This window comes from Bradyrhizobium sp. B120 (genome assembly GCF_049075665.1).
Classification (GTDB): domain Bacteria; phylum Pseudomonadota; class Alphaproteobacteria; order Rhizobiales; family Xanthobacteraceae; genus Bradyrhizobium.
The window spans coordinates 8292125-8317002 of the sequence record NZ_CP185242.1 but is presented as its reverse complement, the minus strand read 5'-3'; the positions used below and the strand labels follow the sequence as shown (position 1 = coordinate 8317002).

Genomic DNA, 24878 nt, shown 5'->3' with positions numbered 1-24878 from the left:
TCGCATGGAATGCGAACCGAGGTGGGGTGAAGGTCCCTCCAGTCGAGCAGTGCCCGCGTTGAGAGATCACCCCAGCCCGGATCGCACGTCGCTTCGCTCGTTGCGATCCGACCCTCCCCCTCCAGGGGAGGGTGGCAGGTGAGGGCTCTCCACGCGGCGTACCGCTTGGAGAGACCGCGACCCCTCACCCGGAACACATTTCGCTTCGCTTCATGCGTTCCGGCCTCTCCCACAAGGGGAGAGGCGGCCGAATATGCCGCAGGGAATCGCTCTTGTAGTTAAGCCGCCTTCGGGCTCGCCGTCCCGTCCGCCCCCTTCACCCGCCCCAGCATCTCGGCCGCCGTCATCACATGCGCGGTCGAGAACGCGAGGATCGTTAGCGTGGCGCGGTGCACCTGTTCGGCTGATAGTGCGCCCTGGCCGACATCCGGATAGTCGAACGTGCCCGTGGCGTCCGACAGGAAGACGACCTTGTAATTGTGGAACATGGCGTCGCGCGCGGTGGCGTGGCAGCAGTTCTCGGTGGTCGTTCCCGAAATGATCACCGTCGTGATGCCCCATTCGCGCAGGATGAGGTCGAGGTCGGTGGCGAAAAACGCGCTGTAGCGGTGCTTCTTGATGACGTGCTCGCCCGGCGCCGGCGCGAGGTCATTAAAGATCTCGACGCCCGCGGTGCCGTCGACCAGCGACGAACGGTCGGCGATCGGCGAATAGAGATCGTCATAGAGCCCCATGTCGCTGCCGTCGCGGCGATGCACATGCGCGGTGTAGATGACGCGGATGCCCTTGTCGCGGCAGGCCTTCAGGGTCTGCGCCAGTCGCGGCACCATGGCGGCGGCCTGCGCCGAACGCAGCTTGGCGCCCTCGGCCACGAAATCGTTCTGCATGTCGACCACGATCATGACGGTTCGCGCCGGGTCGATGATGTCGCACTGGTAGCCCATGTGGCGTCTCCTCCTCTGGTGGGAGACCTTTTTTACATCTGTCGCGGCAGCCGTTCTTGGCTGCGCCGGCCAGTTGCTGGACTCTGCTTGCCAGAATGCAGGGGTGGACGCAGAATACCTCGCTGCCGGGTTGGGCAGGAGTAAGGTCCGATGCAGATCCCAGATCACGCAGTCGTCGCGCAGACACTGGTCGCGCCGGGTGACGGTTTCGACCGCTGGCATCACGTCACCTGCCGCGAATTCTCGCTGACCGAATGCCGCCGCGTCGCGGACGAGTCGTTTCAGGCGGCGATCTCGATCCGCCATTTCGGTCCGCTCGCCATCAACGACATCTGGTCGTCGACGCCGGCCGCCGACCGCATCCGGGTGATGCGCAGCGCGAGCGACGTCCGCAGGGACCCGCGCGACTATTTCATGCTGTGGCTCACCTTGCGCGGCGAGGTCAGCTTCGCGCAGGGCGGCCGCGAGGTGCGGATGCGCCGCGGCGATCTCATGCTCCACGACCAGGCGCAACCGTTCACGCTGGAATTCGCCCCGAGCGCGCGTTCGATCATGGTTTCGATCCCGCGGCCGCTGCTGCTCGCGCGCCTGCCGGATGCGCAGCGGCTGACGGCACGGCGGGTCGGCAATGCGTCGAAAGTGGGTGCGCTGGCGGGATCGTTGATCCGCCGGCTGACGCGCCTCGACGACGCGGCCGGGCCTGCTGCGATAAGGCTCGGCGCCTCAGTGCTCGATATTTTCGCGACCACGCTCCAGACCGAGTTGACCGACGATGTGCCGCCGCGCGGCGACGAACGGCTGGCGCGGGTCAAGGCCTACATGCTGGCCCATCTCGACGATCCCGAGCTCGATCTCGATGCGATTGCCACGGCGCAGAACATGGCGCCGCGCACGCTCAACCGCCTGTTCGCGCGCGAAGGCACGACGCCGATCCGCTGGCTGTGGCAGCAGCGCCTTGCCGGCGCCTATCAGGCACTGGCCGAACGGCGCTTCAGCCACGTCACCGATGCGGCGCTCAGCTTCGGCTTCAGCGACGTCTCGCATTTCAGCCGCGCCTTCAAGGCCGCGTTCGGCCGTTCGCCGCATCAGGTGATGGGGTGACGCTGTATCCACCAGTGCGGCTGCGGGGCGGCACGGAGCGATCGCCACTCGTCGACCGGTTCGCCTTCCGCCTCGCTTCATGCGGCCCGCCTCGCGCGCAAGGCGAGAGGCGAACCGAGATCGGCAGCACCCTTTGCTGCGAGGATCACTGACGACACTATTTCGCCGGAGGCGCCTTCGGGAAGGCCGACAGCATCCGGATCTTCCAATTTCCGCCCTGGCCGACATACGCCGCGGTCCAGCGGCCAGTCACATCAAGCGGCTCGCCACTCTGCTTCTTGCCGGTGATGTGATATTCGCCAGTCGCGATCGCCGTATCGGTTCCCAACGGCAGGGCCTCGTCCACCGTTATTTCATTGTGGTTGAACCCGGCCTTGAAGATGCCCTCATAGGTCTGGGCGATATCGGTGTGCGACCCGGTCGCATTGACGACCATCCCGCCGGGCGCATAGAGCGCAGCGATCCCCGCGCCATTCTGCTTGTTGAAGCTGTCGGCGTAGACCGCCGCAACCTTCTCGAACTGTTGCTTCAGACTTTCGTCGCCGGCGGTCGCGGTCGCAGGCATCGCGAGCAACGCAATGAACAGACATAAGGCGGAAGAAATTCGCATTGCATTCCCTCCTTAAAATCATTGTTGAGGATCTGTCTCGGCCGGTCGGGACCGCGATGGTGTAGCACATCAACCATCGATGAGAGCTGTCCGCGCGCCGCGATACGGCAATGCCGCCGGCTAAGAGGGGGTAGTCCCACTGGCGGAGCGACGATCCGAAGTTGTGACGAAGCCTACCTCACGGCGCGCAGGCAAAACTCGCTGCCGCGTTCACCGGCCCTGCCTTGTAATGCGGCCATGCCGGCCAGCGGCACAATGGCAGCGCGCGGATAGTGTCGAAAGCCGGCGCCTCGGTCTTCTGCTCGCGCACTTCGAGATCGCCGGGCGCCTTGCCGTTCTCGACCCAGTCGACCAGCACGGCCAGCATGTCGACATTGGCGGGTGCGCCGGAGCCGACATGGTCGACGCCGGGCGCGGTGTAGAGCCGGGCGAACTCCGCGACCTTGTCCTTGCCGAGCGTCTTCTCGACGTTCTCGAAGTAGCGGATCCCGGCATAGGGGCTTTGCGCGTAGTCGGACATGTGTTCGAGGATCACGAGCTTGCCGCCGTGGGCGTGGAAGCGCGTGAGGTCCGGATCGGTGGAGTCCATCAACGCGGAGACTTCCAGCACGCGCGCCTTGTGGTCCTCGGGCTTGTAGGTCGTGACGTCGAGTTTCGGATCGCGGGCGAAGACATATTGAATGCCGCCGGCGCCGTAGATCCAGGCAATGCCGTTGGTCGGAGCCGGCGGCTGCGCCGGCGCCGTGGTGCCGAGCCACCAGGCCTTCCAGCCGCCGGTTGGGCCGAACGCCGGCGTATCCTCGCCCGACACACCCCAGCCCGGATAGTCGTCGAGGCCGTTGGCGAGCGGGAATGAGAATTTGTACGGCGCATGCAGGGTCTCGATCGCGGCAATCTGCTTGTCGGTCAGGCAGTCGTCGCCGCTGTGGCCGGCGGCGCACGCCAGCGTGGCCGGCTTGAACGCGGCCTTGCAGCCGACGGGATCCTGCACCAGCACGTCGTCGGAGCCGTCCTGTGTGTCGCAGGCCTTCAGCACGGCGTCGGCGACCAGCTTGATCTGCGCCGGCCTGATCCAGCCGTCGCCCATTGTTACGAGGCCGGAGCGGGTGCCGGCATGCTGCAACCCGACCCAGTTGATCACGGGAACGCGTGCGAAAATGCCGTCGAAATCGTCGGGGTAGCGCTGCGCCATGGTCAGCGCCTCACGGCCGCCCTCGGACGATCCCATGAAATACATCTTCGCCGGCGGCTTGCCGTAGGCGCGGACCGTCAGCGTCCGCGCGGCGTCGCGCACCTTCTTGTAGGCCTTGTGCGAAAAATTCTCGAACGCCTCGTCGTTGAGCGCGAACAGCTGCGGCGGCTCGCCCGGCTTCTGCTCGTGGCCGGAATCGGTGCCGACGGTGACGAAGCCGAGCGCGAGCGGCGAGGCCTTGTCGAATGGATAGGCCGGCGGCAGGCCGAGACCCGTGATCAGCACGCCGTTGAAGCCGCCGCCGCCATATTGCAGCGAGCGGCCGTTCCACTCCACTGGCAAGTTGACCTCGAACTTGATCGGCGGCGCGGCAGGATCGGTCGGCGTGATCTGTCCGGGCACCTTGCAGAAGGCGGGATTGGCCGGGATGATGCGCGCTGCGGGCGTCGGCGCCTTCTCGGCGACCGAGAGCGGCGATGGTGCCTGGAGCGTGGCACTGACGATCTTGATCGCGCCATCGGCGGGACCGGCAAGGCCGCTGCAGGTTGCCGCGGGATCACCGGTCATCTGCGTCGTCGCCGCGCTACATGCGAATGACGTCAGCGTGACAAGCGAGGCCGCAAGCGCCCATGCGCGCGCATCGATCTGCATTGTTTCCTCTCCGCAAGGCTTGATATTGTTGCCATGGCAAGTATTTCACGCGCGGAGTTGGTGCACAATGGTCGAACGCAGTTCCGTCACCCTGAGGAGCGCGCTCTTGCGCGCGTCTCGAAGGGTCGACGGCCACCAGCCGGGCCGTCGATCCTTCGAGACGCGCTACGCGCTCCTCAGGATGACGGAGATGAAGTGAGCGCGCGTAACATTCCGAGCGACGCTACTGCGCGACCTTGCTGCTGCCTTGCGTGATCAGCCGCGCGGCGCGCTGGTCGCGCGTGTGGATCCAGAGCCAGTTCATCGCCACCGCAATCCGATGGCGCACGCCGATCAGGAAGTAGATGTGGGCGAGGCCCCAGATCCACCATGCCAGCGAGCCGCGCAGCTTGAGCCAGCCGAAATCGATCACCGCCTTCTTCTTGCCGATCTGCGCGAGGCTGCCGGCATGCTTGTAGCGGAACGGCGGCAGCGTCTTGCCGTCGAGCCGGGCCTTGATCAGTGCGGCGACGTAGCGCCCCTCCTGCTTGGCGGCCGGCGCGATGCCGGGCACCGGATTGCCGTCGGGACCCTTGATCGTGACCGTGTCGCCGACCGCGAAGATGTCGGGATGACCGGGCACGGTCAGATCCGGCTCGACCTGCAGCCGATGGGCGCGGTCGGCCGGCGCGTTCAGCCATTCGGCGGCGCGCGAGGCGCGCACGCCGGCGGCCCACACGATGGTGCGCGCCTCCAGCCGCTTGCCGCCGAACACGACGCCGTCGGCCGAGCATTCGGTGACCGGCTCGCCCAGCATCACCTCGACGCCGAGTTTTTCCAGCGACGCCTGCGCATAGGCCGAGAGATCGTCGGGGAATCCTGCCAGCACGCGCGGGCCGGCCTCGATCAGCACCACGCGCGCCTTGCGCGTGTCGATGTGACGGAAGTCTTGCGGCAGCGTGTCCTTGGCAAGGTCGGCGATGGTGCCGGCCATCTCGACGCCGGTCGGCCCGGCGCCGATGATGACGAAGGTGAGCAGCGCCGCACGCTTGTCGGGATCGGTCTCGCGCTCGGCGCGCTCGAAGGCGACCAGGATGCGCCGCCTGAGCGTGGTGGCGTCCTCCAGCGTCTTCAGGCCGGGCGCGAACGGCTCCCATTCGTCATGGCCGAAATAGGCGTGGCGGGCGCCGGTGGCGAGGATCAGCGTGTCGTAGGGAATGCTGCCGCCGTCGTCGAGCTGCACTTGCTTGTTCGCAGCGTCGACGCCGCAGACATTGGCGAACAGCGTTGTCACCTCGGGCCGGTCGCGCAGCAGATAGCGGATCGGCCAGGCGATCTCGCTGGTCGCAAGCGATGCGGTCGCGACCTGATAGAGCAACGGCTGGAACAGATGATGGTTGCGGCGGTCGATCAACGTGATCTCGACCGGCGCGCCTGCGAGACCGAAGGCGGCTTCGAGCCCGCCGAAGCCGGCGCCGACGATCACCACGCGATGAGGTTTGGCCGGCGCTTGCGTCATCTGATGTCGCCCTCGGTTCCGAACGGCTTCGTCATTTCATTATGTAGTCATTCGCAGCCTCATTCCAACATGAAATGCCCGATCACCCGATAGCAAAACCCAATCGCGGCAAGCCTCACGCATCCTGCCGCGCGGCCGTGGCGACAACTCGTCGCCGCATCGGCAGGAACAGCCCCGCGACCGCGCCGGCGAACGACAGCGTTGCCGCAAGGCTCATCGCTGCAGCGAATCCATTGGTGAAATGTCCGGACGAATCGGCCGTGCCATTGGCGGAGAAGGTTGCCACCAGCGCCGCGATGCCGAACATCCCGCCGAGGAAACGGCCCATGTTGAAGACGCCCGACGCCTTGCCCATCTCGCTGACCGCGACCGCGCTCAGCACCGCGTTCTGTGCAGCCGGCATCGCCATCGATACGCCGACGCCGGCGAGCATCAGTGGTGCGACCAGCGCGGAGTAGGGCATCGACGGGGTGACGATCTCGCCGATCCAGCCGAGCCCGATCGCCTGCATCAGGAGTCCGGTGACGACGAGCGTGCGTTCGCCGAACCGGTTGACCACGGCGCCGGCGATCGGCGCCGTGACGAACAATGTCGCCGTCCATGGCAACAGCCGCAGCCCGGCACCGAAGGCGTCGAAGCCGAGCGCGATCTGCAGGAATTGCGGCAGCAGGAACAGCACGCCATACATCGCGGCATAGAACAGCACGCTTGCGGCGATGCCGGCCGCGAACGGTCTGGCCGCGAACAGCCGCATCGGCACCATCGGGCTGACCGCCCGCAGCTCCCACAGCACGAACATCGCTGCCAGCGCGGCGCCGGCGATCAGCGCGCCCGTCACTTCCGCGCTCGCCCATCCGGCGCTGTTGCCGCGCAACAGGCCCCAGACCAGCGCGAGCGCCGCGAGTGCGACCAGCGACAGTCCGGTGATGTCGAGCGGCGCAGCCGGACCAAAACTTTCGCGCAGCCGCGCCAGCACGAGGGCAATCGCGACGAGGCCGATCGGCAGGTTGATCCAGAAGATCCAGCGCCAGCCGAGATGTTCGGTGATGAAACCGCCGATCGCGGGGCCGATGATCAGCGCGCATCCGGTGATGCCGCTGAAAATGCCGAGCGCGCGGGCGCGCTCCTCGCGGCCGAACGCGCCGCTCAGGATCGCCATCGCCAGCGGCATCACCAGCGCCGCACCGGCGCCCTGCAAAGCGCGCGCGGCGATCAGTGCCGCGGCGTTGACTGCCAGTGCGCAGGCCGCGGAGGCCACGACGAACAGGCCGATCCCGGCCGCGAACATCCTGCGCCGTCCGAAACGGTCGCCGAGCGCCGCGCCGGTCAAGAGCAGCACCGCGAAGGTCAAATTGAAGGCGTTGACGGTCCATTGCAGCGTCTCCACGGCGCTGCCGAAATCGGCGCGAATGGTGGCGAAGGCCGTGGTCATGATCATGGCGTCCAGCGCCATCATGAAGGATGCCAGCGCGGTGAGGCCGAGCACCCAGCGCTGCTCGTTGCGCTCTCGAGGGGTCTGCATGGTCGTTCTCCGTTGGCGTGCCGCCGGGTTGCGGCGCGCTCGTCGACAAGACGATCCGGGATGGGCAAAGGATGCGGCAGAGAATTATTTTTGCCGGACCGCATCCTTTCGCCGCCGGCAAACGTCCTTGGGTATGACGCGGCAGGTTCGGGCCGCAGAACCAGGCCAAGGAGGCTGCGATGAGACGGACCCTGATCAGGTACAAGACCAAGCCGGAAATGGCGGACAAGAATGCCGCGCTGGTTGCGGCCGTGTTCGCCGAGCTGAAGGCGGCCAGCCCGGATGGCGTGCGCTACATGACCCTGCGACTGGAGGACGACACCTTCATCCATATGGTCGAGACAACAGCCGATGACGGCTCGAGCCCGATCCCGAAGCTGGCGGCGTTCCAGGCCTTCCAGGACGGCATCCGCGATCGTTGCGCCGAGCCGCCGCTGGTTCGCAGTGCTGTGATTGTCGGAAACTATCGTATGCTGGATGCGCCGTGACCGGAGTGAACCGGCCGGCCTTGAAACGATCTGGCGGAGCGATCATGACGTCACCACCCCAGGCGCCGGCCGAGGTCGAGGCGCTGCTGGCGGCGATGCGGCCAAGGCTGCATCGCTACTGCGCTCGCATGGTCGGATCGGTCATCGACGGCGAGGATGTGCTGCAGGACGCGCTGATCAAGGCGATGGAAGCCTTCGCGCCCGCAGCCCCGATCCAGCATCCGGAAGCCTGGCTGTTCCGGATCGCGCACAACACCGCGCTCGATTTCCTCAGGCGGCGCAACCGCCAGGAAGCGCTCCACGCGCCGGAGGAGGTGGACATGATGGCCGGAGAGCTTGACGACGTCAGCCGCCGCGAGATCGCAGCAAGCAGCCTGCGCACCTTCATGCGGCTGCCGGTGGCGCAGCGCTCCAGCGTGATCCTGATGGATGTGCTCGGCTGCTCGTTGCAGGAGGTCTGCGGCATCATGGATTTCAGCCTGCCCGCAGTGAAGGCCGCGCTTTACCGCGGACGCACGCAACTGCGCCAATTCGCCCGCGAGCCCGACGATGCGCCGCGGCCCGGCCTGTCGCCGGCCGATCGCCTCAGGCTGAACGCCTATGTCGGCCGTTTCAATGACCGCGACTTCGATGCCATCCGCGCCATGATCGCCGACGACATCAGGCTCGAGCTCGTCAACAAGACGCGGCTGAACGGCAAGGCCGAGGTGTCACGCTACTTCGGCAATTATGCGAAGATCGACGACTGGCACCTGGTGACCGGACAGGTCGAGGGACGTCCCGCGATCCTGGTGTTCGATCCGAACGCACAGGGTGGGCCGCCGCGATCGTTCATGCTGCTCGACTGGTCGGCCGACAAGGTCGCGACGATCCGGGATTTCCGCCACGCGCCCTATGCGATTGATGGGGCTGAATGGGTGGTGGATGGGGGGTAGGTGGTGGTCGCTCGCGCAGCCTCCGTAACGCAGCAACCGCGCCACAAGCTCAGTGTCGTCCCGGGCTTGACCCGGGACCCATAACCACGAATGGCAGACTTTGGGCGACGCTGGGGCCACAGCCCTCTTCGACAACACAACCCTGTGGTTATGGGTCCCTGCTTTCGCAGGGACGACGATGCTGAGACAGCGTGCCTACCGCGTCTTGCCGCCGAACTCGCCGTTGGCGATCCGCGCGACACGGCTGCCGGTTGCAGCCGGTGCGCTGCTTCGTTCAAACATGCCATCGTTGCTGCTCTCGCGCGGCACTGGCGACGCTTCATGAGAATGGCCGCTGCCCGGCCAGAACATCAGGACCAGGTTCATCACGCCATTGACGGTCGCGCCGACCACCGTTGTGGTGTGCTGATAGGTCAGCGCATATTCGGGAAATCGTCCGGCAACGGCCCTGTCGAGCACCATGAGGGCGATCCAGGCCGCCATTACGCAAACCGGATCCCATCCGATGTCGCGCACCCGCATCGACTGCAGCATGAAGCAGACGACCAGCATGCCATAGAAGGCAAAGATCAAGGCGGGACTGCTCGCCGCCTGCGCCAGCAACACGTCCGTCCTGCCGCTCGCCGGTGCGTTGCCCGTGATACCGTAGACCAGCATCAGGAAGCCGATGCCCGCCACGAAGCCGCAGAAGAAGAAGGCCAGCCGGCCCATCCGAGCGTTGAAGCCGAAGATGTAATTCAGCATGTGAGCATCCCTTTGGCTGGGACCATCACCGGCTGATGCTTTCCGGACCATAAAGCCGCGACCGCTCTCACGGCATGTGGTTTCCGGTCGCTTTACCGAATGCCTAAAGCCTGCTGCACTGTGTCCCGGGGGCAAGGGGGCACCTGCGACAATCGTTGCCTGCGCAACCGGCATTATATTTCTTGCAATGGTCGAATTGGACGAATTATGATGCAAGGTGCTGGGGTATGCGCCGAAGGTTCTAATTGGGTGCCGTCGGTTCATGCTTGCTGCACACTTGCGATATCGCGCACAAAACACGTCACAGAACGGCGCGCGCAAAGCGTGACCCCCGGGCCCACGTGATCAGGCCTGGCGGGATCTTTGGTTGAGGAGGGGAGTGAATATGAAAAAGGCATTCTGGCTGGCAGGCGCCATGGCTCTGGCGCTCGCGCAGCCCGCGACGGCGGCTGACAGCGTCAAGATCGGCTTTGTCTCGACCTTCAGCGGTCCGACCGCCGTGATCGGTAACGACATGCGCAATTCGTTCGAGCTCGCGCTCGACCATCTTGGCCGCAAGATCGACGGCAAGCCGGTCGAGGTGATCTACGAGGACGACCAGCAGAAGCCCGACGTCGGCAAGCAGAAGACCGAGAAGCTGGTGCAGTCCGACAAGGTCGACTTCATCGTCGGCTACATCTGGTCGAACGTGCTGCTGGCGTCGCTGAAGACCGCGGTCGATTCGAAAACCTTCCTGATCTCGGCCAATGCCGGTCCGTCGCAGCTCGCCGGCGAATTGTGCTCGCCTTACGTGTTCTCGACCTCCTGGCAGAACGACCAGACGCCCGCCGCAATGGGCCTCTACATGAACCAGAAGGGCGTCAAGTCGGTATTCCTGATCGGCCCGAACTACGCCGCCGGCAAGGACATGCTCGCGGGCGTGAAGAGCACCTTCAAGGGCGAGGTGGTCGGCGAGGAATACACGGTGTGGCCGAGCCAGCTCGACTTCTCCGCCGAGCTCACCAAGGCGCGCAATTCCAAGGCCGAGTCGATCTTCGTGTTTTATCCGGGCGCCGCCGGCGTCCAGTTCCTGAACCAGTACGCCCAGGCCGGCATCAAGGCGCAGATCCCGCTCTATACCGCCTTCACCGTCGACGAATTGTCGCTGCCGCTGCAGAAGGACAACGCGATCGGCATTCCCGGCGCGCAGGAATGGGTCAACGACCTGCCGAACGCCGAGAACAAGAAGTTCGTCGAGGACTATCGCAAGAAGTATCCCGGCTTGCGTCCGACCTATTACGGCGCCCAGGCCTATGACGCCGCCCAGCTGATCAACAGCGCCGTCGTCGCGGTGAAGGGCGACCTCACCAAGAAGGACGCGATGAAGGCGGAGATGGAGAAGGCCAACTTCAAGTCGCTGCGCGGTCCGTTCAAGTATGGCAACAACCACATCCCGATCCAGAACTTCTATCTGCAGGACGTGGTCAAGGACGCTGACGGCCAGCTCTCGCTGAAGACGGTCGCGACCATCGTCAAGGACGACCAGGACAAGTTTCACGACAAGTGTTCGATGAAGTAACTCTTGGGCATTCTGGCCCGTGGCTTGCTTTGTTCACCTCGCCCCGCTCTTGCGGGGAGAGCATAGGCCGCCTCCGGCGGCCGTTCTTGAAGAAGGACGCCGAAGCGCAGCTTCGGCTATGCGCGAAGCGATTGGGTGAGGGGCTCCTTCCGCGAATCTGGTTTGTGGAGCGACCCCTCACCCCAACCCTCTCCCCGCAAAAGCGGGGCGAGGAAGAACACGCAGCGAGCAATGCGGCGGTGGGCATGCACTGCCGCTGTTTTTTTAGGGATGATGTAGCCTCACGATGTATCTCGTCGTCGAACAACTGCTGAACGGCCTGCAATTCGGCCTGCTGCTGTTTCTGCTAGCGGCCGGGCTGACGCTGGTGTTCGGCATTATGGATTTCGTCAATCTGGCGCACGGCTCGCTCTACATGATGGGCGCCTATTTCGCGGCGACCTTCGTGGCCTGGACCGGCAGTTTTGTGCTCGGCGCGCTGATGGCGCTGGGGGCGACGCTCTTGCTCGGCATCGTGCTGGAATATGTCGCGCTCCGGCATCTCTATGGCCGCGACCATCTCGACCAGGTGCTGGCGACGTTCGGTCTGATCCTGTTCTTCAACGACGCCGTCCGGCTGATCTGGGGCCCGGCCGGCCTCGCGCTGCCGCTGCCGGCCTGGCTCACCGTGCCGGTGCAGATCATTCCCGGGGTGTACTATCCGGCCTACCGGCTGATGATCATCGTGGTCGCGCTGGCGGTCGCCGCGATGCTCTATCTCGTCGTGATGCGCACCCGCATCGGCATGCTGATCCGCGCCGGCGCCTCCAACCGCGAGATGATCGGGGCGCTCGGCATCAACATCAAGCTGCTGTTCACGCTGGTATTCGGCCTGGGGGCCGCGCTCGCCGGTCTCGCCGGGCTGATGCAGGCGCCGATTCTTACCGTGCAGATCGGCATGGGCGAGAACATCCTGATCCTGGCCTTCGTCATCATCGTGATCGGCGGCATCGGTTCGATCCGCGGCGCCTTCATGGCGGCGGTCTTCGTCGGCATCATCGACACGATGGGCCGCGCCTTCCTGCCCGACCTGCTGCGCAAGGTGCTGAGCGGAGCAGCGGCCTCGACCGCGGCGCCGGCGCTGTCCTCGATGCTGATCTATCTCCTGATGGCGATCATCCTCGTGCTGCGCCCCGAAGGGCTGTTCCCGGCGGCCAAACGATGATGCCCAAGCTCAACGCCTCCAATACGGTCGCGGCGCTGCTGTGCGCCGCGCTGGTCCTGCTGCCGGTCTATTCGGCCGTCACAGGCAACATCTTCATCCTGACGCTGTTCACCCGCATCGCGATCTATGCGCTGGCGGCCGCGAGCCTCAATCTGATCATGGGCTATGGCGGCATGATGAGCTTCGGCCATGCCGCCTATCTCGGCATCGGCGGCTATGCCGTCGGCATCCTCGCCGCCGAGGGCATCGGTTCCGGCTTCATCCAGTGGCCGGTGGCGCTCGCGGTTTCGGCGCTGTTCGCGCTGTTGATCGGCGCTCTCAGTCTACGCACCCGCGGCGTCTATTTCATCATGATCACGCTGGCCTTTGCGCAGATGGCCTATTACGTCGCCTCCGCATTGTCGCGCTACGGCGGCGACGACGGGCTCACCGTCTACAAGCGCAGCGATTTCGCCGGCCTGATCAACCTGTCGGACCGCAACCAGTTCTACTACCTCTGCCTCGCCTGCCTGTTCGGCGGCCTCTATCTGATCTGGCGCATCGTCAATTCGCGCTTCGGCCTTGTGGTGCAGGGCGTCCGCTCCAACGAGCAGCGCATGCAGGCGATCGGCTTCCATGCCAACCGCTATCGCCTGGTCTGTTTCGTCATCGCAGGCACGATCTGCGGCCTCGCCGGTGCGCTGCTTGCCAACAACACCGACTTCGTCAGCCCCGCCGTGATGTACTGGACCCGCTCCGGCGACCTGATGGTGATGGTGATCCTCGGTGGCATGGGTTCGCTGTTCGGCCCTGTCGTCGGCGCGATCGTCTATCTCCTGCTCGAGGAACTGCTGTCGCAGTTCACCGAATATTCGGGACTGATTCTGGGCCCGGTGCTGCTGTTGATCGTGCTGTTCGCGCGCGGCGGCATCATGGGCCTGCTCGGGAGGATGAGCCGTGGCTGAATCCTTGCTCCGCGTCGACAATCTGGTGCGCCGCTATGGCGGCATTACCGCGACCGACAACCTCTCGATGGAGGTCATCCCGGGCGAACTGCACGCCATCATCGGCCCCAACGGCGCCGGCAAGACAACGCTGATCAGCCAACTCACCGGGCAGGTGATGCCGAATTCCGGCACCATCTACTTCGCAGGCCGCGATGTCACGCACCTGCCGTCCTACAAGCGCAGCCGGCTTGGGCTGGCGCGCTCGTTCCAGATCACCTCGCTGCTGAAGGATTTCTCCGCGATCGACAATGTCGCGCTCGCGGCGCAAGCGCATGACGGCCACTCGTTCCGCTTCTGGGGCAATGCGCGCAAGGAGCGGCATCTGCGCGAGACCGCGCGCGCGGCGCTGGAGCGCGTCGGCCTCGGCCAGCGCGCCGATATCGTGGTCTCGCAACTGAGCCATGGCGAGCAGCGCGAGCTCGAGCTCGCGGTCGCGCTCGCCACCAAGCCGCAGCTTCTGCTGCTCGACGAGCCGATGGCCGGGCTCGGCGTCACCGAATCCGCGCGGATGGTCGCGCTGCTGAAGGAGCTGCGCAAGGAAGTGACCATCGTGCTGGTCGAGCACGACATGGAGGCGGTGTTCGCGCTGGCCGACCGCATCACGGTCTTGGTCTATGGCCGCGTCATCGCCTGCGGTGTGCCGGATGCGATCCGCAAGGACGAAGAGGTCAAGCGCGCCTATCTCGGCGATCAGCATGCGGTGACGCGCCATGGCTGATATTAAAACGGCTGAAACCCTGCTCGAAGTCGATGGGATCGAGACCTGCTACGGGTTGAGCCAGGTGCTGTACGGCCTGTCGTTGCAGATCAAGGCCGGCGAGATGGTCGCGCTGATGGGCCGCAACGGCATGGGCAAGACCACGACCATCCGCTCGATCATGGGCCTGACGCCGGCGCGATCAGGCGCGATCCGCTTCGCCGGCGAGGCGGTGCGCGGCCTGCCGTCGTACAGGATCGCCAAGCTCGGCATCGGCCTCGTGCCCGAGGGGCGTCAGATATTCCCGAACCTGACCGTGCGTGAAAATCTCGTCGCGGCATCGGGAAATCGGTTGAATGCCTCCGATCCGTGGACGTTGGAAAAAATCCATGCGCTGTTCCCGCGGCTCGCCGAGCGCACCAGCAATATGGGCGTCACGCTGTCCGGCGGCGAGCAGCAGATGCTGGCGATCGGCCGCGCGCTGATGACCAACCCGAAGCTCCTGATCCTCGACGAGGCCACCGAAGGCCTTGCGCCCTTGATCCGCGACGAGATCTGGAGCTGCCTGTCGATGCTGAAGGGACGCGGGCAGTCGGTGCTCGTGATCGACAAGAACGTCGGCAACCTCACCCGCATCGCCGACCGCCACTACATCATCGAGCGCGGCAAGACGGTGTGGAGCGGGACGAGCGAGCAGCTGATCGCGGAGCCGGAGCTGCAGCACAAGTATCTGGGGATTTGAGAGCTCGGCTACTCGCCAATTTCAACCCGTCACCCTGAGGAGCGCGTAGCGCGTCTCGAAGGGTCGACGGCCACCAGCCGGGCCGTGCATCCTTCGAGACGCGCTTCGCGCTCCTCAGGATGACGGGGCAGGTGGTTGTGCCGCGGTGAGGTTAAAACATCTCGAAATATTCGCGCTGCTCCCAGTCCGACACTTCGGCCTGGAAACGCTCGATCTCCGCGTTCTTGATGAAGACGTAATAGTCGACGAACTCGGGCCCCAGCGCCTGACGGAAGAACGGATCGTCTTGAAGCGCGAACACGGCTTCGCGCAGCGACTTCGGCAGGAGCGCGGCCTTGGTCTCGTAGGGCGTGTCGGCGGACGGGCCGGGATCGAGCTTGCGGTCGACGCCGTCGAGGCCGGAGAGGATCTGGCTTGCCATATAGAGATAGGGATTGGCGGCCGGCTCGCCGATCCGGTTCTCCAGCCGCGTTGCCGGATCATTCGGGCCGCCGAGCACGCGGATCATGACGCCGCGGTTGTCGCGGCCCCAGATCGCGCGATCGGGCGCCAGCGAATAGGAGCGGTAGCGCTTGTAGCCGTTGATGGTCGGCGTCGTGAACACGGTCGAGGCCCGTGCATGCTCGATCAGGCCCGCGAGCCAGGCGCGGCCGAGCGCGCTCAGCGGCTCGCCGGCTTCTTTCGCCATGAAGACATTCTCGCCATCGGCGCGCGACACCAGCGATTGATGCAGGTGCCAGCCGCTCGCGAACACGTTCGGCAGCTTCGGCCGGCACATGAAGGTCGCGTGATAGCCGTGGCGGCGCGCGATCTGCTTCACCGCCGAACGAAACAGCACCATGATGTCGGCCGGCGCGAGCCCCACGGTCGGCGCGAAGGTGAACTCGCATTGGCTCGGGCCGAACTCCACCTCGACCGTGCGCAAGGGCAGGTCGAGCGCAATGATGTCGCGGCGGATGATCTCGAGCGCCGGCTCCATCTGATCGTAGCGCTGCTCGGTGAGATACTGGTAGCCGTGCGACAGCAGGCTGACCGACGGCGGCCGGCCGGGTTGGCCGGCGTCCTCCGGCGCCATGTGGGCGTCGTCGAGCTTGAACAGATGGAATTCGACCTCGAGGCCGGCGACGAAATCGTAGCCGCGGCCGCTGAGCTGATCGAGCACCTTGCGATAGAGGTTGCGGGTCGCGAACGGCACCGGGCGGCCGTCGCTGAAATAGAGGTCGCAGAGCAGCCAGCCGGTGTTCTCCGCCCAGGGCAGCACGCGGAACGTGGTGGGATCGGCGACCATCAGCACATCGGCCGCACCCTCCATCTCCTTCATGCCGAAGCCGCCGCCTGATGTGAACACCGGAAACACCGTCTTGTGCGAGGTGTCCTTGGCGAGCATCGTCGTGGTGATGGAGCAGCCGCCCTCCAGCGAGCGCACCGCTTCGCTGGCGATCAGCGTCTTGCCGCGCAGGATGCCGTGTTGGTCCGGGAATGACAGCCTGACGACTTCGAGGTTCTTCTCCTCGACGATGCGGCGGAGGCGTTGTGCGGCCTCCTTCTGCTCATCCGACCACAGGCCGTGACGCTCGACGAAGCTCACCGCGCGACTCCTCTGGTCGTCATTGCGAGGAGCTCGCGACAAAATTGCGCAGAATTTTCCGCTGAAGCGACGAAGCAATCCACATCTCCACAAGCGGCGCGATGGATTGCTTCGCTTCGCTCGCAATGACGGAAGGACATAGCTATTCCGCCGCCGTCAGATGATGCACCTTGCCGGCGATCTCGCGCGGCACGGGCGCGGCCCACGGCGCACCGCGGCGGCGCTTGACGTCGACCTCCATCCAGTAGAGCTCCCAGCCCAGCGTCGGCCCGATGCCGTCCATCGTGGCGGGACCCTGGATGCTGCGCGCCGAGGCGTCGTCGAGGAACAGCATCGGTGTCTGCCCGCCCTCCACCTTCTCGATCTCCTGCCGCAGCAGGCGGCGATATTGCACGATCGCCTTGTCGCTCTGGCCGAGATGCTCGTTGGTACGGTCCTGAATCGCCCCCATCGATTCCACCGCCCATTGGTCGTGGACGTTGATGTCGGTGCCCATGCCGGTATAGGTCTCGGTCGCCTGCTCGTGCGGATCGAAGCCGTAATCGTTGCTGCGGTTCTTGCGCGATTTGTAGTCGGGCAGCGTATAGAGCTCGAGCCGCTGGTCGCGCATCTTCTGCTTGTCGACCGGCGCCGCGTAGCTGGTGAAGATCGCGTACCAGTAGCAGTTCTCGTCATCGACCGGCACGTGCCACTGCGTGATCGTCATCTCGGTCGACATCGGAATCACGAAGCCGTGCGGGAATAATTGATTGGTGACGCGCACGTGGGTGCGCTCCTCGTCGAGCTCGCGCAGCGCGATCAGGCGCAGGCCGTATTCGGTGTGCTCGACATTGATGATCGGCCGGTCATATTCGCGAAGGATCTTGGTCATCGGCATGTCGCTGCCGGCGGAGGCGCCGCGGAACTGCTTGCCGTAGGCCGCCGAGGTGTCCTCGTCCTCGAAGAAGCGATGCAGGAAGGAGGCGTGCGCCGGATCGATGCCGACCTCGAGCGCCTGCAGCCAGTTGCAGTTCATGTGGCCCTTGAACGCGAACGTATGGCTGCTGGGCGCAACGAAGCAGTCGAGCTCCGGAAACGCCGGCGGGGCGCCTTCGCCGAGATAGGCCCACAGGATGCCGCTCTTCTCGACCACCGGATAGGAGCGCTGCTTGATGCCTTTGCAGAGCTGCGATCCAACGGGTTCAGCCGGCGTCTCGATGCACTGGCCACTGGTGTCGAACAGCCAGCCGTGGAAGGCGCAGCGCAGCCCGCCATGCTCGAGCCGGCCGAAGGCGAGGTCGGCGCCGCGATGCGCGCAGTGGCGGTCGATCAGGCCGTAGCTGCCGTCCTCGCCGCGGAACAGCACCAAATTTTCGCCGAGCAGCCGCACCGGCCGCACCGGGCGCGGCCCTTCCAGTTCATCGACCAGCGCCGCCGGCTGCCAGTACATCCGCATCAGCTTTCCGCACGGGTCTTTGCGCCCGGTGCGGGTGATCAGATCGTTCGCTTCCTGGCTCATCATGGCGGCGTCTCCCGAATTTGGATTTGTTCGCCTATTGAACGAATGTGCGAATTATGCCATGTCTGGTTTGGACAGCAAGCGCAATTTTTGAACCGTTCAAAGCCTGACCCAACCTAGAACGCCATGCCCAAGCTGAAGCGGACTGATCAGGAGGAGCGCGCCACCGACTTCGTCGAGGCGCTCGATCGCGGCCTGCGCCTGTTGCAGGTGTTCGGTACCGTCTCGGGTCCTGCGACCTTGAGCGATCTGGCGCGCGCCGCCGATCTGCCCCGCGCCACCGCGCGCCGCATCCTGTTCACGCTCGCGCATGGCGGCTTCGTTTCGACCGACGGCAAGCTGTTCACGCTGACGCCGCATGTGCTGACGCTGGCGGGCTCGTTCCTGCAATCCAACCAGGTGGTGACGGTGCTGCAGCCGGTGCTCGATCGCATCGCGACCGCGGCGCAGGAGATCGCCTCGCTCGCGCTGCTCGACGGCGACGACGTCGTGTTCGTCGCGCGCTCGAGCCCGACGCGGGTGTTCTCCGCCGGTCTCGATATTGGCTATCGGCTGCCGGCGTTCTGTACATCAGTGGGTCGCGCGATGCTCGGCCGGCTCGGCGATGAAGAACTGGCGGCGCGGCTGAAGGCGATGCGCCGCGACCCCGTGACCCCGCAGACCACGACCGATCCGAAGAAGTTGCTCGCCACCATCATCGCCGATCGCGCGCACGGCTACTCACTGGTCGACCGCGAGGCCGAGCCGCATTTCCGCTCGATCTCGGTGCCGGTGCGCCGCTACGACGGCACCATCGTCGCCGCCATCAACATGGGCGCGCATGTCGATCGCGTGCCGGCCAAGGAATTGATCGACCGTTTCCTGCCGCTGCTGCGCGACGGCGCGGAGGACGTGAAGAGCCGGCTGTTGTGATCTCAGCACAATTCGATTGGCACGGCGCACGTTGAATCCGTCATGTTGACAAACGTATGCAGCAGTGCTGCGAATGTCAGTGTGAAACAGTCGAGCTTCACCATTCGCATCGTCGCCGTCCCGCCCGGTGAAGCGCCCTATTGGGTGCGAGAGAAATGGATCGGTCTGGAGCTGCCCGTCGAGCGCCATGCGAATCGTCGTCGGTTCTACGGCCTCGGCGTGCTGTCCATGCCTCGGCAGTGGTGGAAGCAATGCCTCCTTGTGTTGTTCGGCCGCGCCGAGATCATCGACGGGTATGCCGTGGAAGCCACCGCAGCGCTCGAGCGGCTGAATCAGTCGAGCCCGGAAGCCGCTGCTTGGTGGCGCACCCACGCGTTAGACGTGGTCCGCCCGGGCCGCTATCTCGTGTTTCATGAACACGCTTGCCAGGTCGTGTGACGTCAGATCAAAGCGCCACGCTGCGCAGCCCGAACGAGCGCGCCTCGTTCTGCAGCACCGGCCGCACGGAATCGATCAGCCGCGCCGCGGCGGCATCGACGGATAGCCCGGCAGTGTCGACCACCGCCGATGCGCGGGCGTAAAGCGGTTCGCGGCTGACCAGGATGTTGCGCAATTCGGCCATCGCCGAGCGATCGTCGGCCATCGGCCGCAGATCGCCCTGGCGGCGGACGCGGGCCATGTGCTCTTCCGGCTCGGCCTTCAGCCAGATCGTGTAGAACGACGACAGGATCAGGTCGAAGGTCAGCGCCTCGGAGACGATGCCACCGCCGGTCGCCAGCACCATCAATTCCTTGCGCGCCAGCAGCTGCGTCAGCGCGGCCTGCTCCATGCGGCGGAAGCCTTCCTGGCCGTACAGCGCGATGATCTCGGCAACCGACAGGCCGTTCTGCGCCTCGATCTCCTTGTTGAGCTCCACGAAGCTCCAGCCGATCTTCTTCGCCAGCATCCGCCCGAGCGTGGTCTTGCCGGCGCCGCGCAGGCCGATCAGCGCGATGCCGGAGAACGAGGCGCCGCGCGGCGCCAGCGGGCTGCTGCCGGCGAGCATGTCCTTGGCCTGCGCGATCTGGTTCGGCGACGCCTTGCGCAGCAGGTCGCGGATCACGGCCCAATCCGGGATCGGCTCGCTCGAGGGGATCAGGTCCTCGAGATGCGCGCCCATCGCGCCTGCGACACGGCGCAGCAGCACGATCGAGACATTGCCTTTGCCGCTTTCGAGCTGGGCGATGTAGCGTTCGGAAATGCCGGAGACCTTGGCGAGCACCTTGCGCGACATGCCGCGCAGCGCGCGCATGGTGCGCACCCGCTGCCCGAGCTGTTCGAGGAAGTCGGTTTCCGGATCGTTGGCTTCGGTCATGATCCCCGTGCGACGCGCGGTCCTGACTGAATCAGGTCCAATGGTCTAGGAAACATAATGCCGACGAGGATTGACAGCAAGCCAATGTGGTGGCTTTGTATGAATTATAATTCTTAAATCTTGACGGGAGAGGGCAGGCGCGGTGCGCCTGTGCCTGAGGAGCGGGCCATGACCTACAACGCAGTCTCCTGGCTGCTCGACCGCAATGTCGATGAGGGCCGCGGCGCCAAGGTCGCGTTCGACGATACGGTCTCGCAAATCACCTATGGCCAGTTGCAGCAGCAGACCCGCCGCGTCGGCAACATGCTGCGCCGGCTCGGCGTCCGCCGCGAAGAGCGGGTCGCCATGATCATGCTCGATACGGTCGATTTCCCGATCGTGTTCCTCGGTGCGATCCGCGCCGGCGTGGTGCCGGTGCCGCTCAACACGCTGCTGACCGCGGAGCAGTACGCCTACATCCTCAGTGATTGCCGCGCGCGCGTGCTGTTCGTGTCCGAGGCGCTGCTGCCGGTGGTGAAGGACATCATCGCACGCATGCCCGACCTCGAGCATGTCGTGGTCTCCGGCAAGGATGCGCACGGCCACAACAAGCTGTCCGACGAGATCGCGCGTGAGAGCGACGTGTTCGCGACCGCGCCGACGCATGCCGACGAGCCGGCGTTCTGGCTCTATTCATCGGGCTCGACCGGCATGCCGAAGGGCGTGCGCCATCTGCATTCCAATCTCGCCGCGACGGCGGAGACCTATGCGAAACAAGTGCTCGGCATCCGCGAGGACGACGTCGGCCTGTCGGCGGCAAAGCTGTTCTTCGCCTATGGCCTCGGCAATGCGCTGACCTTCCCGATGTCGGTCGGCGCAACGACGATCCTGAATTCGGAGCGTCCGACGCCGGCGGTGATGTTCGCGCTACTGAACAAATATCATCCCAGCATCTTCTTCGGCGTGCCGACCCTGTTCGCGGCGATGCTGAACGACGAGGCGACGAAGACGCAAGCCGCGGGCAATCGGCTGCGGGTCTGCACCTCGGCCGGCGAGGCGTTGCCGGAATCGGTCGGCAATGCGTGGCGCGCGCGGTTCGGCGTCGACATTCTCGACGGCGTCGGCTCGACCGAGCTGTTGCACATCTTCCTGTCGAATGCGCCCGGCGACATCAAATACGGCTCGTCCGGCCGTCCGGTGCCCGGCTACAAGGTGCGGCTGGTCAACGAGACAGGGGCTGACGTCGCCGACGGTGAGGTCGGCGAGCTGCTGGTTGATGCACCCTCGGCCGGCGAGAGCTACTGGAATCAGCGCGCCAAGAGCCGCGCCACTTTCGAGGGCGCCTGGACCCGCACCGGCGACAAGTACACACGTGATGCCGACGGGCGTTACACCTTCTGCGGCCGCGCCGACGACATGTTCAAGGTCTCCGGCATCTGGGTCTCGCCGTTCGAGGTCGAGAGCGCGCTGATCACCCATCCCGCGGTGCTGGAAGCAGCCGTCGTGCCGGAGGCCGATCCGGAAGGGCTCTTGAAGCCGAAGGCCTATGTGGTGCTGCGGCCCGAGAGTTCGGCCGATGGTTTGCACGAGGCGCTGAAGGAGCACGTCAAGCAGAAGATCGGCCCGTGGAAATATCCGCGCTGGATCGATGTGGTCGACAATCTGCCGAAGACGGCGACCGGGAAAATACAGCGGTTCAAGTTGCGGCACGACGACGGCGCGCACTAGCGTTTCCACTCGCGTCGTCCCTGCCTAGTGCGCAATTGCGCACGGGAGCAGGGACCCATACGCCGCGGCCTTTGTTTTGAGAGATGCTGTTCGACGGCTTTGGCGCAACAACTAAAGCCTGTGGTTATGGGTCCCTGCTTTCGCAGGGACGACGAGTGAGGAAGGCCCGCCATGCAGAATCTGAATCCCTCCGGCTTCCTCAGCATCGACGGCGCCGATCTCGAATACCGGATGATCGACCCAATGCCCGAGACGGCGCCGACCCTCGTGATGCTGCACGAAGGTCTCGGCAGCGTCGGGCTGTGGGGCGACTTTCCCGACAAGCTGCAGGCGGCGACGGGCGCCGGCGTGTTCGCGTATTCGCGCGCGGGGTACGGCTCCTCGTCGCCGGCGAAGCTGCCGCGTCCAGTCGACTACATGCATCGCGAGGCACTCGACGTGCTGCCGAAGCTGCTCGATCGGATCGGCTTCCGCCGCGGCCTTCTGGTCGGCCATTCCGACGGCGCGTCGATCGCGGCGATCTATGCCGGCGCGCATCAGGATCATCGCCTGCACGGGCTCGCGCTGCTCGCGCCGCACTTCATCGTCGAGGACATCTCGGTGCAGTCGATCGCCGAGATCAAGACGGCGTATGAGACCACCAATCTGAAAGAGAAGCTGGCGCGCTGGCACAAGGATGTCGACAATACCTTCCGCGGCTGGAATGACGCCTGGCTCGATCCAAAATTCCGCGACTGGGATATCTCCGAATATCTCGCCTATGTCCGCGTGCCGGTGCTGATCGTGCAGGGTGCGGATGATCAATACGGCACGATGCGTCAGGTCGAGATCGCCCAGGATGAGTGCTACTGCCCGGTCGATGTCGTCGCGATCGGCGGCGCCGGTCACTCGCCGCATCGCGAGGCGCCCGCGGTCACGCTGGATGCGGTCACCGAATTCGCCGGGGCAGCGCTGCGCGACGACCCGGCACTGGCGGCCTGACTTTTGGTGCCGGTGCCAGGCCATTGGCCGAGCGGGCGAATTTCCCGAACATGAAACAAAATGCATGTTTTTGAGTTTTGAACTGGACGAAGCCAAAAACATGCATTATTGTGCATGAAGACCTCGACGACGAACTTTCAAACGAACAACAGATAAGGGTGGCCCATGGCTGGTGACGATCGCGTCCTTGCAGGCGGGGCGAAGTACATCGACTTCCAGACCAACCCGTCGCGCTACCGGCACTGGAAGCTCGACGTGGCAGGCGACGTCGCGACGCTGACCATGGACGTCGACGAGAACGCCGGCCTGTTCGAGGGCTATCAGCTCAAGCTCAATTCCTACGATCTCGGTGTCGACATCGAACTGGCCGACGCCGTGCAGCGGCTGCGCTTCGAGCATCCCGAGGTCAAGGTCGTGGTGATGCGCTCCGGCAAGAACCGCGTGTTCTGCGCCGGCGCCAACATCCGCATGCTGGCGGGCTCGACGCATGCCCACAAGGTCAACTTCTGCAAATTCACCAACGAGACCCGCAACGGACTTGAAGACTCCAGCGAGAATTCCGGCCAGAGCTTCATCACCGTCGTCAACGGCACCGCGGCCGGCGGCGGCTATGAGCTGGCGCTCGCGACCGATCACATCATGATGGCCGATGACGGCGCCGCCGCCGTCGCGCTGCCGGAAGTGCCGCTGCTCGCGGTGCTGCCGGGCACCGGCGGCCTCACGCGTGTGGTCGACAAGCGCAAGGTGCGCCGCGACCACGCCGACTTCTTCTGCACCATCGAGGAAGGCATCAAGGGCAAGCGCGCGGTGCAGTGGCGGCTGGTCGACGAGATCGCGCCGAACTCCAAGCTCGAGGGCAAGCTTGCCGAGCGCGTCAAGGAATTCGCCGCCAGGTCGAAGCGCAACGGCGCAGGCAAAGGCATCGCGCTGGCGCCGCTGACGCGCACCATCGACGACAGCGCCATCCGCTACGGCTTCGTCAGCGTCGACATCGATCGCGCGGCGCGTATCGCCACTATCTCGATCAAGGCGCCGGAAGTTGTCGCGCCCGCCGACATCGACGGCATGATAGGACAGGGCGCTTCGTTCTGGCCGCTGCAGGTCGCCCGCGAGCTCGACGATGCGATCCTGCATCTGCGCATCAACGAGCTCGAGACCGCGATGCTGGTGTTCAAGAGCCACGGCGACCGCGCCAATGTCGTGTCCCATGACGCGTTCCTGGAGGCCAACAAGGCGCACTGGCTGGTCAACGAGGTCAGGCACTACTGGAAGCGCGTGCTCAAGCGCATCGATGTCACTTCGCGTACGCTGGTGACGCTGGTCGAGCCCGGCTCCTGCTTCGTCGGCACCCTGGCCGAGCTCGTGTTCGCCGCCGACCGCTCCTACATGCTGATCGGCCAGAAGCAGGGCGACAACCGCCCGCCGCCGGCGATCGAGCTGACCGCGATGAATTTCGGGCCCTATCCGATGAGCCACGGCCTGACCCGGCTGCAATCGCGCTTCCAGGCCGACCCAATGGATATCGAGCGCGCGCAAGGCTCGATCGGCAAGGCGCTCGATGCCGAGGAGGCCGAGGAGCTCGGCCTCGTCACCTTCGCGCTCGACGACATCGACTGGGACGACGAGGTCCGCGTGTTCTTCGAGGAGCGCACCTCGTTCTCGCCCGACGGTCTCACCGGCATGGAAGCCAATCTGCGCTTCGTCGGTCCCGAGACCATGGAATCGAAGATCTTCTCGCGCCTGACGGCGTGGCAGAACTGGATCTTCCAGCGGCCGAATGCGGTCGGCGAAGACGGCGCGCTGCGCCGCTACGGCACCGGCCAGAAGGCGCAATTCGACATGACGCGCGTTTGATTGTGTGTCCCGGGCGCTGCGCGGCACGCAAGTGACGCGCTGCAGAACCGGGACCCACGTGGACCACGACTGAATGGGTCCCGGCCCTGCGGCGCACCGCTTCGCGCTGCAC

General features: G+C 65.2%; 22 protein-coding genes. 13 read left to right on the top strand and 9 right to left on the bottom strand.

Annotated features, from left to right (window positions below):
* Nucleotides 1-278: 278 nt before the first annotated feature.
* Nucleotides 279-944 carry an isochorismatase family protein gene (locus ACOIX3_RS38580; RefSeq protein ID WP_420967202.1) on the bottom strand — a complete coding sequence of 222 codons (666 nt, stop codon included), beginning with the start codon at nucleotides 942-944 and terminating at the stop codon, nucleotides 279-281.
* Between the two features lie 150 nt (nucleotides 945-1094).
* On the opposite strand from ACOIX3_RS38580, the gene ACOIX3_RS38575 reads away from it, so the two are divergent.
* Nucleotides 1095-2045, top strand: coding sequence for a helix-turn-helix domain-containing protein (locus ACOIX3_RS38575; RefSeq protein ID WP_420967201.1), 951 nt, complete (start codon nucleotides 1095-1097; stop codon nucleotides 2043-2045).
* Between the two features lie 157 nt (nucleotides 2046-2202).
* Here ACOIX3_RS38575 and ACOIX3_RS38570 read toward each other — a convergent pair whose 3' ends face one another.
* The 4 genes from ACOIX3_RS38570 to ACOIX3_RS38555 form a co-directional block, all read right to left on the bottom strand.
* Nucleotides 2203-2655, bottom strand: coding sequence for a YybH family protein (locus tag ACOIX3_RS38570; protein WP_420967199.1), 453 nt, complete (start codon nucleotides 2653-2655; stop codon nucleotides 2203-2205).
* Nucleotides 2656-2833: 178 nt separating this feature from the next.
* Nucleotides 2834-4414: a tannase/feruloyl esterase family alpha/beta hydrolase gene (locus ACOIX3_RS38565; protein ID WP_420971898.1), complete on the bottom strand. Its 1581-nt coding sequence runs from the start codon at nucleotides 4412-4414 to the stop codon at nucleotides 2834-2836.
* A 307-nt stretch (nucleotides 4415-4721) separates the two neighbouring features.
* Nucleotides 4722-5996 (bottom strand): NAD(P)/FAD-dependent oxidoreductase, encoded by a 1275-nt coding sequence (locus tag ACOIX3_RS38560; RefSeq protein WP_420967198.1) that lies wholly within the window; start codon nucleotides 5994-5996, stop codon nucleotides 4722-4724.
* A 115-nt stretch (nucleotides 5997-6111) separates the two neighbouring features.
* Nucleotides 6112-7518: an MFS transporter gene (locus tag ACOIX3_RS38555; RefSeq protein WP_420967197.1), complete on the bottom strand. Its 1407-nt coding sequence runs from the start codon at nucleotides 7516-7518 to the stop codon at nucleotides 6112-6114.
* A gap of 179 nt (nucleotides 7519-7697) precedes the next feature.
* On the opposite strand from ACOIX3_RS38555, the gene ACOIX3_RS38550 reads away from it, so the two are divergent.
* A complete protein-coding gene (locus tag ACOIX3_RS38550) occupies nucleotides 7698-8006 on the top strand; it encodes a hypothetical protein (protein WP_420967195.1) in 309 nt (102 codons plus the stop codon).
* A 44-nt stretch (nucleotides 8007-8050) separates the two neighbouring features.
* Nucleotides 8051-8941, top strand: coding sequence for a sigma-70 family RNA polymerase sigma factor (locus ACOIX3_RS38545; protein ID WP_420967194.1), 891 nt, complete (start codon nucleotides 8051-8053; stop codon nucleotides 8939-8941).
* A 195-nt stretch (nucleotides 8942-9136) separates the two neighbouring features.
* On the opposite strand, the gene ACOIX3_RS38540 is transcribed toward ACOIX3_RS38545, so the two are convergent.
* Complete coding sequence (locus ACOIX3_RS38540; RefSeq protein ID WP_420967192.1) at nucleotides 9137-9685, bottom strand: DUF805 domain-containing protein; 549 nt, start codon at nucleotides 9683-9685, stop codon at nucleotides 9137-9139.
* Between the two features lie 385 nt (nucleotides 9686-10070).
* Between ACOIX3_RS38540 and ACOIX3_RS38535 the strand changes: the two genes are divergently transcribed.
* From ACOIX3_RS38535 to ACOIX3_RS38515, 5 genes are all read left to right on the top strand, one after another.
* Entirely contained in the window at nucleotides 10071-11243 is a 1173-nt protein-coding gene (locus ACOIX3_RS38535) for an ABC transporter substrate-binding protein (protein ID WP_050426229.1), read from the top strand.
* Between the two features lie 286 nt (nucleotides 11244-11529).
* The gene (locus ACOIX3_RS38530; protein ID WP_420967191.1) at nucleotides 11530-12447 is read left to right on the top strand and encodes a branched-chain amino acid ABC transporter permease; all 918 of its coding nucleotides are present in this window, start codon (nucleotides 11530-11532) and stop codon (nucleotides 12445-12447) included.
* Nucleotides 12444-13391 (top strand): branched-chain amino acid ABC transporter permease, encoded by a 948-nt coding sequence (locus ACOIX3_RS38525; protein ID WP_420967190.1) that lies wholly within the window; start codon nucleotides 12444-12446, stop codon nucleotides 13389-13391. Before ACOIX3_RS38530 ends, ACOIX3_RS38525 begins: the two co-directional genes overlap by 4 nt.
* Nucleotides 13384-14151, top strand: coding sequence for an ABC transporter ATP-binding protein (locus tag ACOIX3_RS38520; protein WP_420967189.1), 768 nt, complete (start codon nucleotides 13384-13386; stop codon nucleotides 14149-14151). Before ACOIX3_RS38525 ends, ACOIX3_RS38520 begins: the two co-directional genes overlap by 8 nt.
* A complete protein-coding gene (locus ACOIX3_RS38515) occupies nucleotides 14144-14872 on the top strand; it encodes an ABC transporter ATP-binding protein (RefSeq protein WP_420967188.1) in 729 nt (242 codons plus the stop codon). The genes ACOIX3_RS38520 and ACOIX3_RS38515 overlap by 8 nt, the downstream gene beginning before the upstream one ends.
* A 151-nt stretch (nucleotides 14873-15023) precedes the next feature.
* Here ACOIX3_RS38515 and ACOIX3_RS38510 read toward each other — a convergent pair whose 3' ends face one another.
* Both ACOIX3_RS38510 and ACOIX3_RS38505 read right to left on the bottom strand, forming a co-directional pair.
* Nucleotides 15024-16460 carry a glutamine synthetase family protein gene (locus tag ACOIX3_RS38510; RefSeq protein ID WP_420967187.1) on the bottom strand — a complete coding sequence of 479 codons (1437 nt, stop codon included), beginning with the start codon at nucleotides 16458-16460 and terminating at the stop codon, nucleotides 15024-15026.
* Between the two features lie 142 nt (nucleotides 16461-16602).
* Entirely contained in the window at nucleotides 16603-17961 is a 1359-nt protein-coding gene (locus tag ACOIX3_RS38505) for a Rieske 2Fe-2S domain-containing protein (RefSeq protein WP_420967186.1), read from the bottom strand.
* A 123-nt stretch (nucleotides 17962-18084) separates the two neighbouring features.
* Here ACOIX3_RS38505 and ACOIX3_RS38500 point away from each other — a divergent pair, with 123 nt between their 5' ends.
* Nucleotides 18085-18870: an IclR family transcriptional regulator domain-containing protein gene (locus ACOIX3_RS38500; protein WP_420967185.1), complete on the top strand. Its 786-nt coding sequence runs from the start codon at nucleotides 18085-18087 to the stop codon at nucleotides 18868-18870.
* Between the two features lie 81 nt (nucleotides 18871-18951).
* Entirely contained in the window at nucleotides 18952-19308 is a 357-nt protein-coding gene (locus tag ACOIX3_RS38495; RefSeq protein ID WP_420967183.1) for a hypothetical protein, read from the top strand.
* Nucleotides 19309-19315: 7 nt separating this feature from the next.
* Here the strand turns inward: ACOIX3_RS38495 and ACOIX3_RS38490 are convergent, their stop codons facing one another.
* Nucleotides 19316-20224, bottom strand: coding sequence for a helix-turn-helix transcriptional regulator (locus ACOIX3_RS38490; protein ID WP_212317125.1), 909 nt, complete (start codon nucleotides 20222-20224; stop codon nucleotides 19316-19318).
* Between the two features lie 168 nt (nucleotides 20225-20392).
* On the opposite strand from ACOIX3_RS38490, the gene ACOIX3_RS38485 reads away from it, so the two are divergent.
* From ACOIX3_RS38485 to boxC, 3 genes are all read left to right on the top strand, one after another.
* Nucleotides 20393-21931: a benzoate-CoA ligase family protein gene (locus tag ACOIX3_RS38485; RefSeq protein WP_420967182.1), complete on the top strand. Its 1539-nt coding sequence runs from the start codon at nucleotides 20393-20395 to the stop codon at nucleotides 21929-21931.
* Nucleotides 21932-22102: 171 nt separating this feature from the next.
* On the top strand, nucleotides 22103-22912 hold the full coding sequence (locus ACOIX3_RS38480) for an alpha/beta fold hydrolase (RefSeq protein ID WP_420967180.1): 810 nt from the start codon (nucleotides 22103-22105) through the stop codon (nucleotides 22910-22912).
* 165 nt (nucleotides 22913-23077) lie between these two features.
* Complete coding sequence (boxC, locus tag ACOIX3_RS38475) at nucleotides 23078-24766, top strand: 2,3-epoxybenzoyl-CoA dihydrolase (protein WP_420967179.1); 1689 nt, start codon at nucleotides 23078-23080, stop codon at nucleotides 24764-24766.
* Nucleotides 24767-24878 lie beyond the last annotated feature (112 nt).

Bases quoted from the DNA above. Each gene is read 5' to 3' on its own strand.
- ACOIX3_RS38580 (WP_420967202.1), bottom strand. From the start codon at position 944: ATGGGCTACCAGTGCGACATCATCGACCCGGCGCGAACCGTCATGATC.
- ACOIX3_RS38575 (WP_420967201.1), top strand. From the start codon at position 1,095: ATGCAGATCCCAGATCACGCAGTCGTCGCGCAGACACTGGTCGCGCCG.
- ACOIX3_RS38570 (WP_420967199.1), bottom strand. From the start codon at position 2,655: ATGCGAATTTCTTCCGCCTTATGTCTGTTCATTGCGTTGCTCGCGATG.
- ACOIX3_RS38565 (WP_420971898.1), bottom strand. From the start codon at position 4,414: ATGACCGGTGATCCCGCGGCAACCTGCAGCGGCCTTGCCGGTCCCGCC.
- ACOIX3_RS38560 (WP_420967198.1), bottom strand. From the start codon at position 5,996: ATGACGCAAGCGCCGGCCAAACCTCATCGCGTGGTGATCGTCGGCGCC.
- ACOIX3_RS38555 (WP_420967197.1), bottom strand. From the start codon at position 7,518: ATGCAGACCCCTCGAGAGCGCAACGAGCAGCGCTGGGTGCTCGGCCTC.
- ACOIX3_RS38550 (WP_420967195.1), top strand. From the start codon at position 7,698: ATGAGACGGACCCTGATCAGGTACAAGACCAAGCCGGAAATGGCGGAC.
- ACOIX3_RS38545 (WP_420967194.1), top strand. From the start codon at position 8,051: ATGACGTCACCACCCCAGGCGCCGGCCGAGGTCGAGGCGCTGCTGGCG.
- ACOIX3_RS38540 (WP_420967192.1), bottom strand. From the start codon at position 9,685: ATGCTGAATTACATCTTCGGCTTCAACGCTCGGATGGGCCGGCTGGCC.
- ACOIX3_RS38535 (WP_050426229.1), top strand. From the start codon at position 10,071: ATGAAAAAGGCATTCTGGCTGGCAGGCGCCATGGCTCTGGCGCTCGCG.
- ACOIX3_RS38530 (WP_420967191.1), top strand. From the start codon at position 11,530: ATGTATCTCGTCGTCGAACAACTGCTGAACGGCCTGCAATTCGGCCTG.
- ACOIX3_RS38525 (WP_420967190.1), top strand. From the start codon at position 12,444: ATGATGCCCAAGCTCAACGCCTCCAATACGGTCGCGGCGCTGCTGTGC.
- ACOIX3_RS38515 (WP_420967188.1), top strand. From the start codon at position 14,144: ATGGCTGATATTAAAACGGCTGAAACCCTGCTCGAAGTCGATGGGATC.
- ACOIX3_RS38505 (WP_420967186.1), bottom strand. From the start codon at position 17,961: ATGATGAGCCAGGAAGCGAACGATCTGATCACCCGCACCGGGCGCAAA.
- ACOIX3_RS38500 (WP_420967185.1), top strand. From the start codon at position 18,085: ATGCCCAAGCTGAAGCGGACTGATCAGGAGGAGCGCGCCACCGACTTC.
- ACOIX3_RS38490 (WP_212317125.1), bottom strand. From the start codon at position 20,224: ATGACCGAAGCCAACGATCCGGAAACCGACTTCCTCGAACAGCTCGGG.
- ACOIX3_RS38485 (WP_420967182.1), top strand. From the start codon at position 20,393: ATGACCTACAACGCAGTCTCCTGGCTGCTCGACCGCAATGTCGATGAG.
- ACOIX3_RS38480 (WP_420967180.1), top strand. From the start codon at position 22,103: ATGCAGAATCTGAATCCCTCCGGCTTCCTCAGCATCGACGGCGCCGAT.
- boxC (WP_420967179.1), top strand. From the start codon at position 23,078: ATGGCTGGTGACGATCGCGTCCTTGCAGGCGGGGCGAAGTACATCGAC.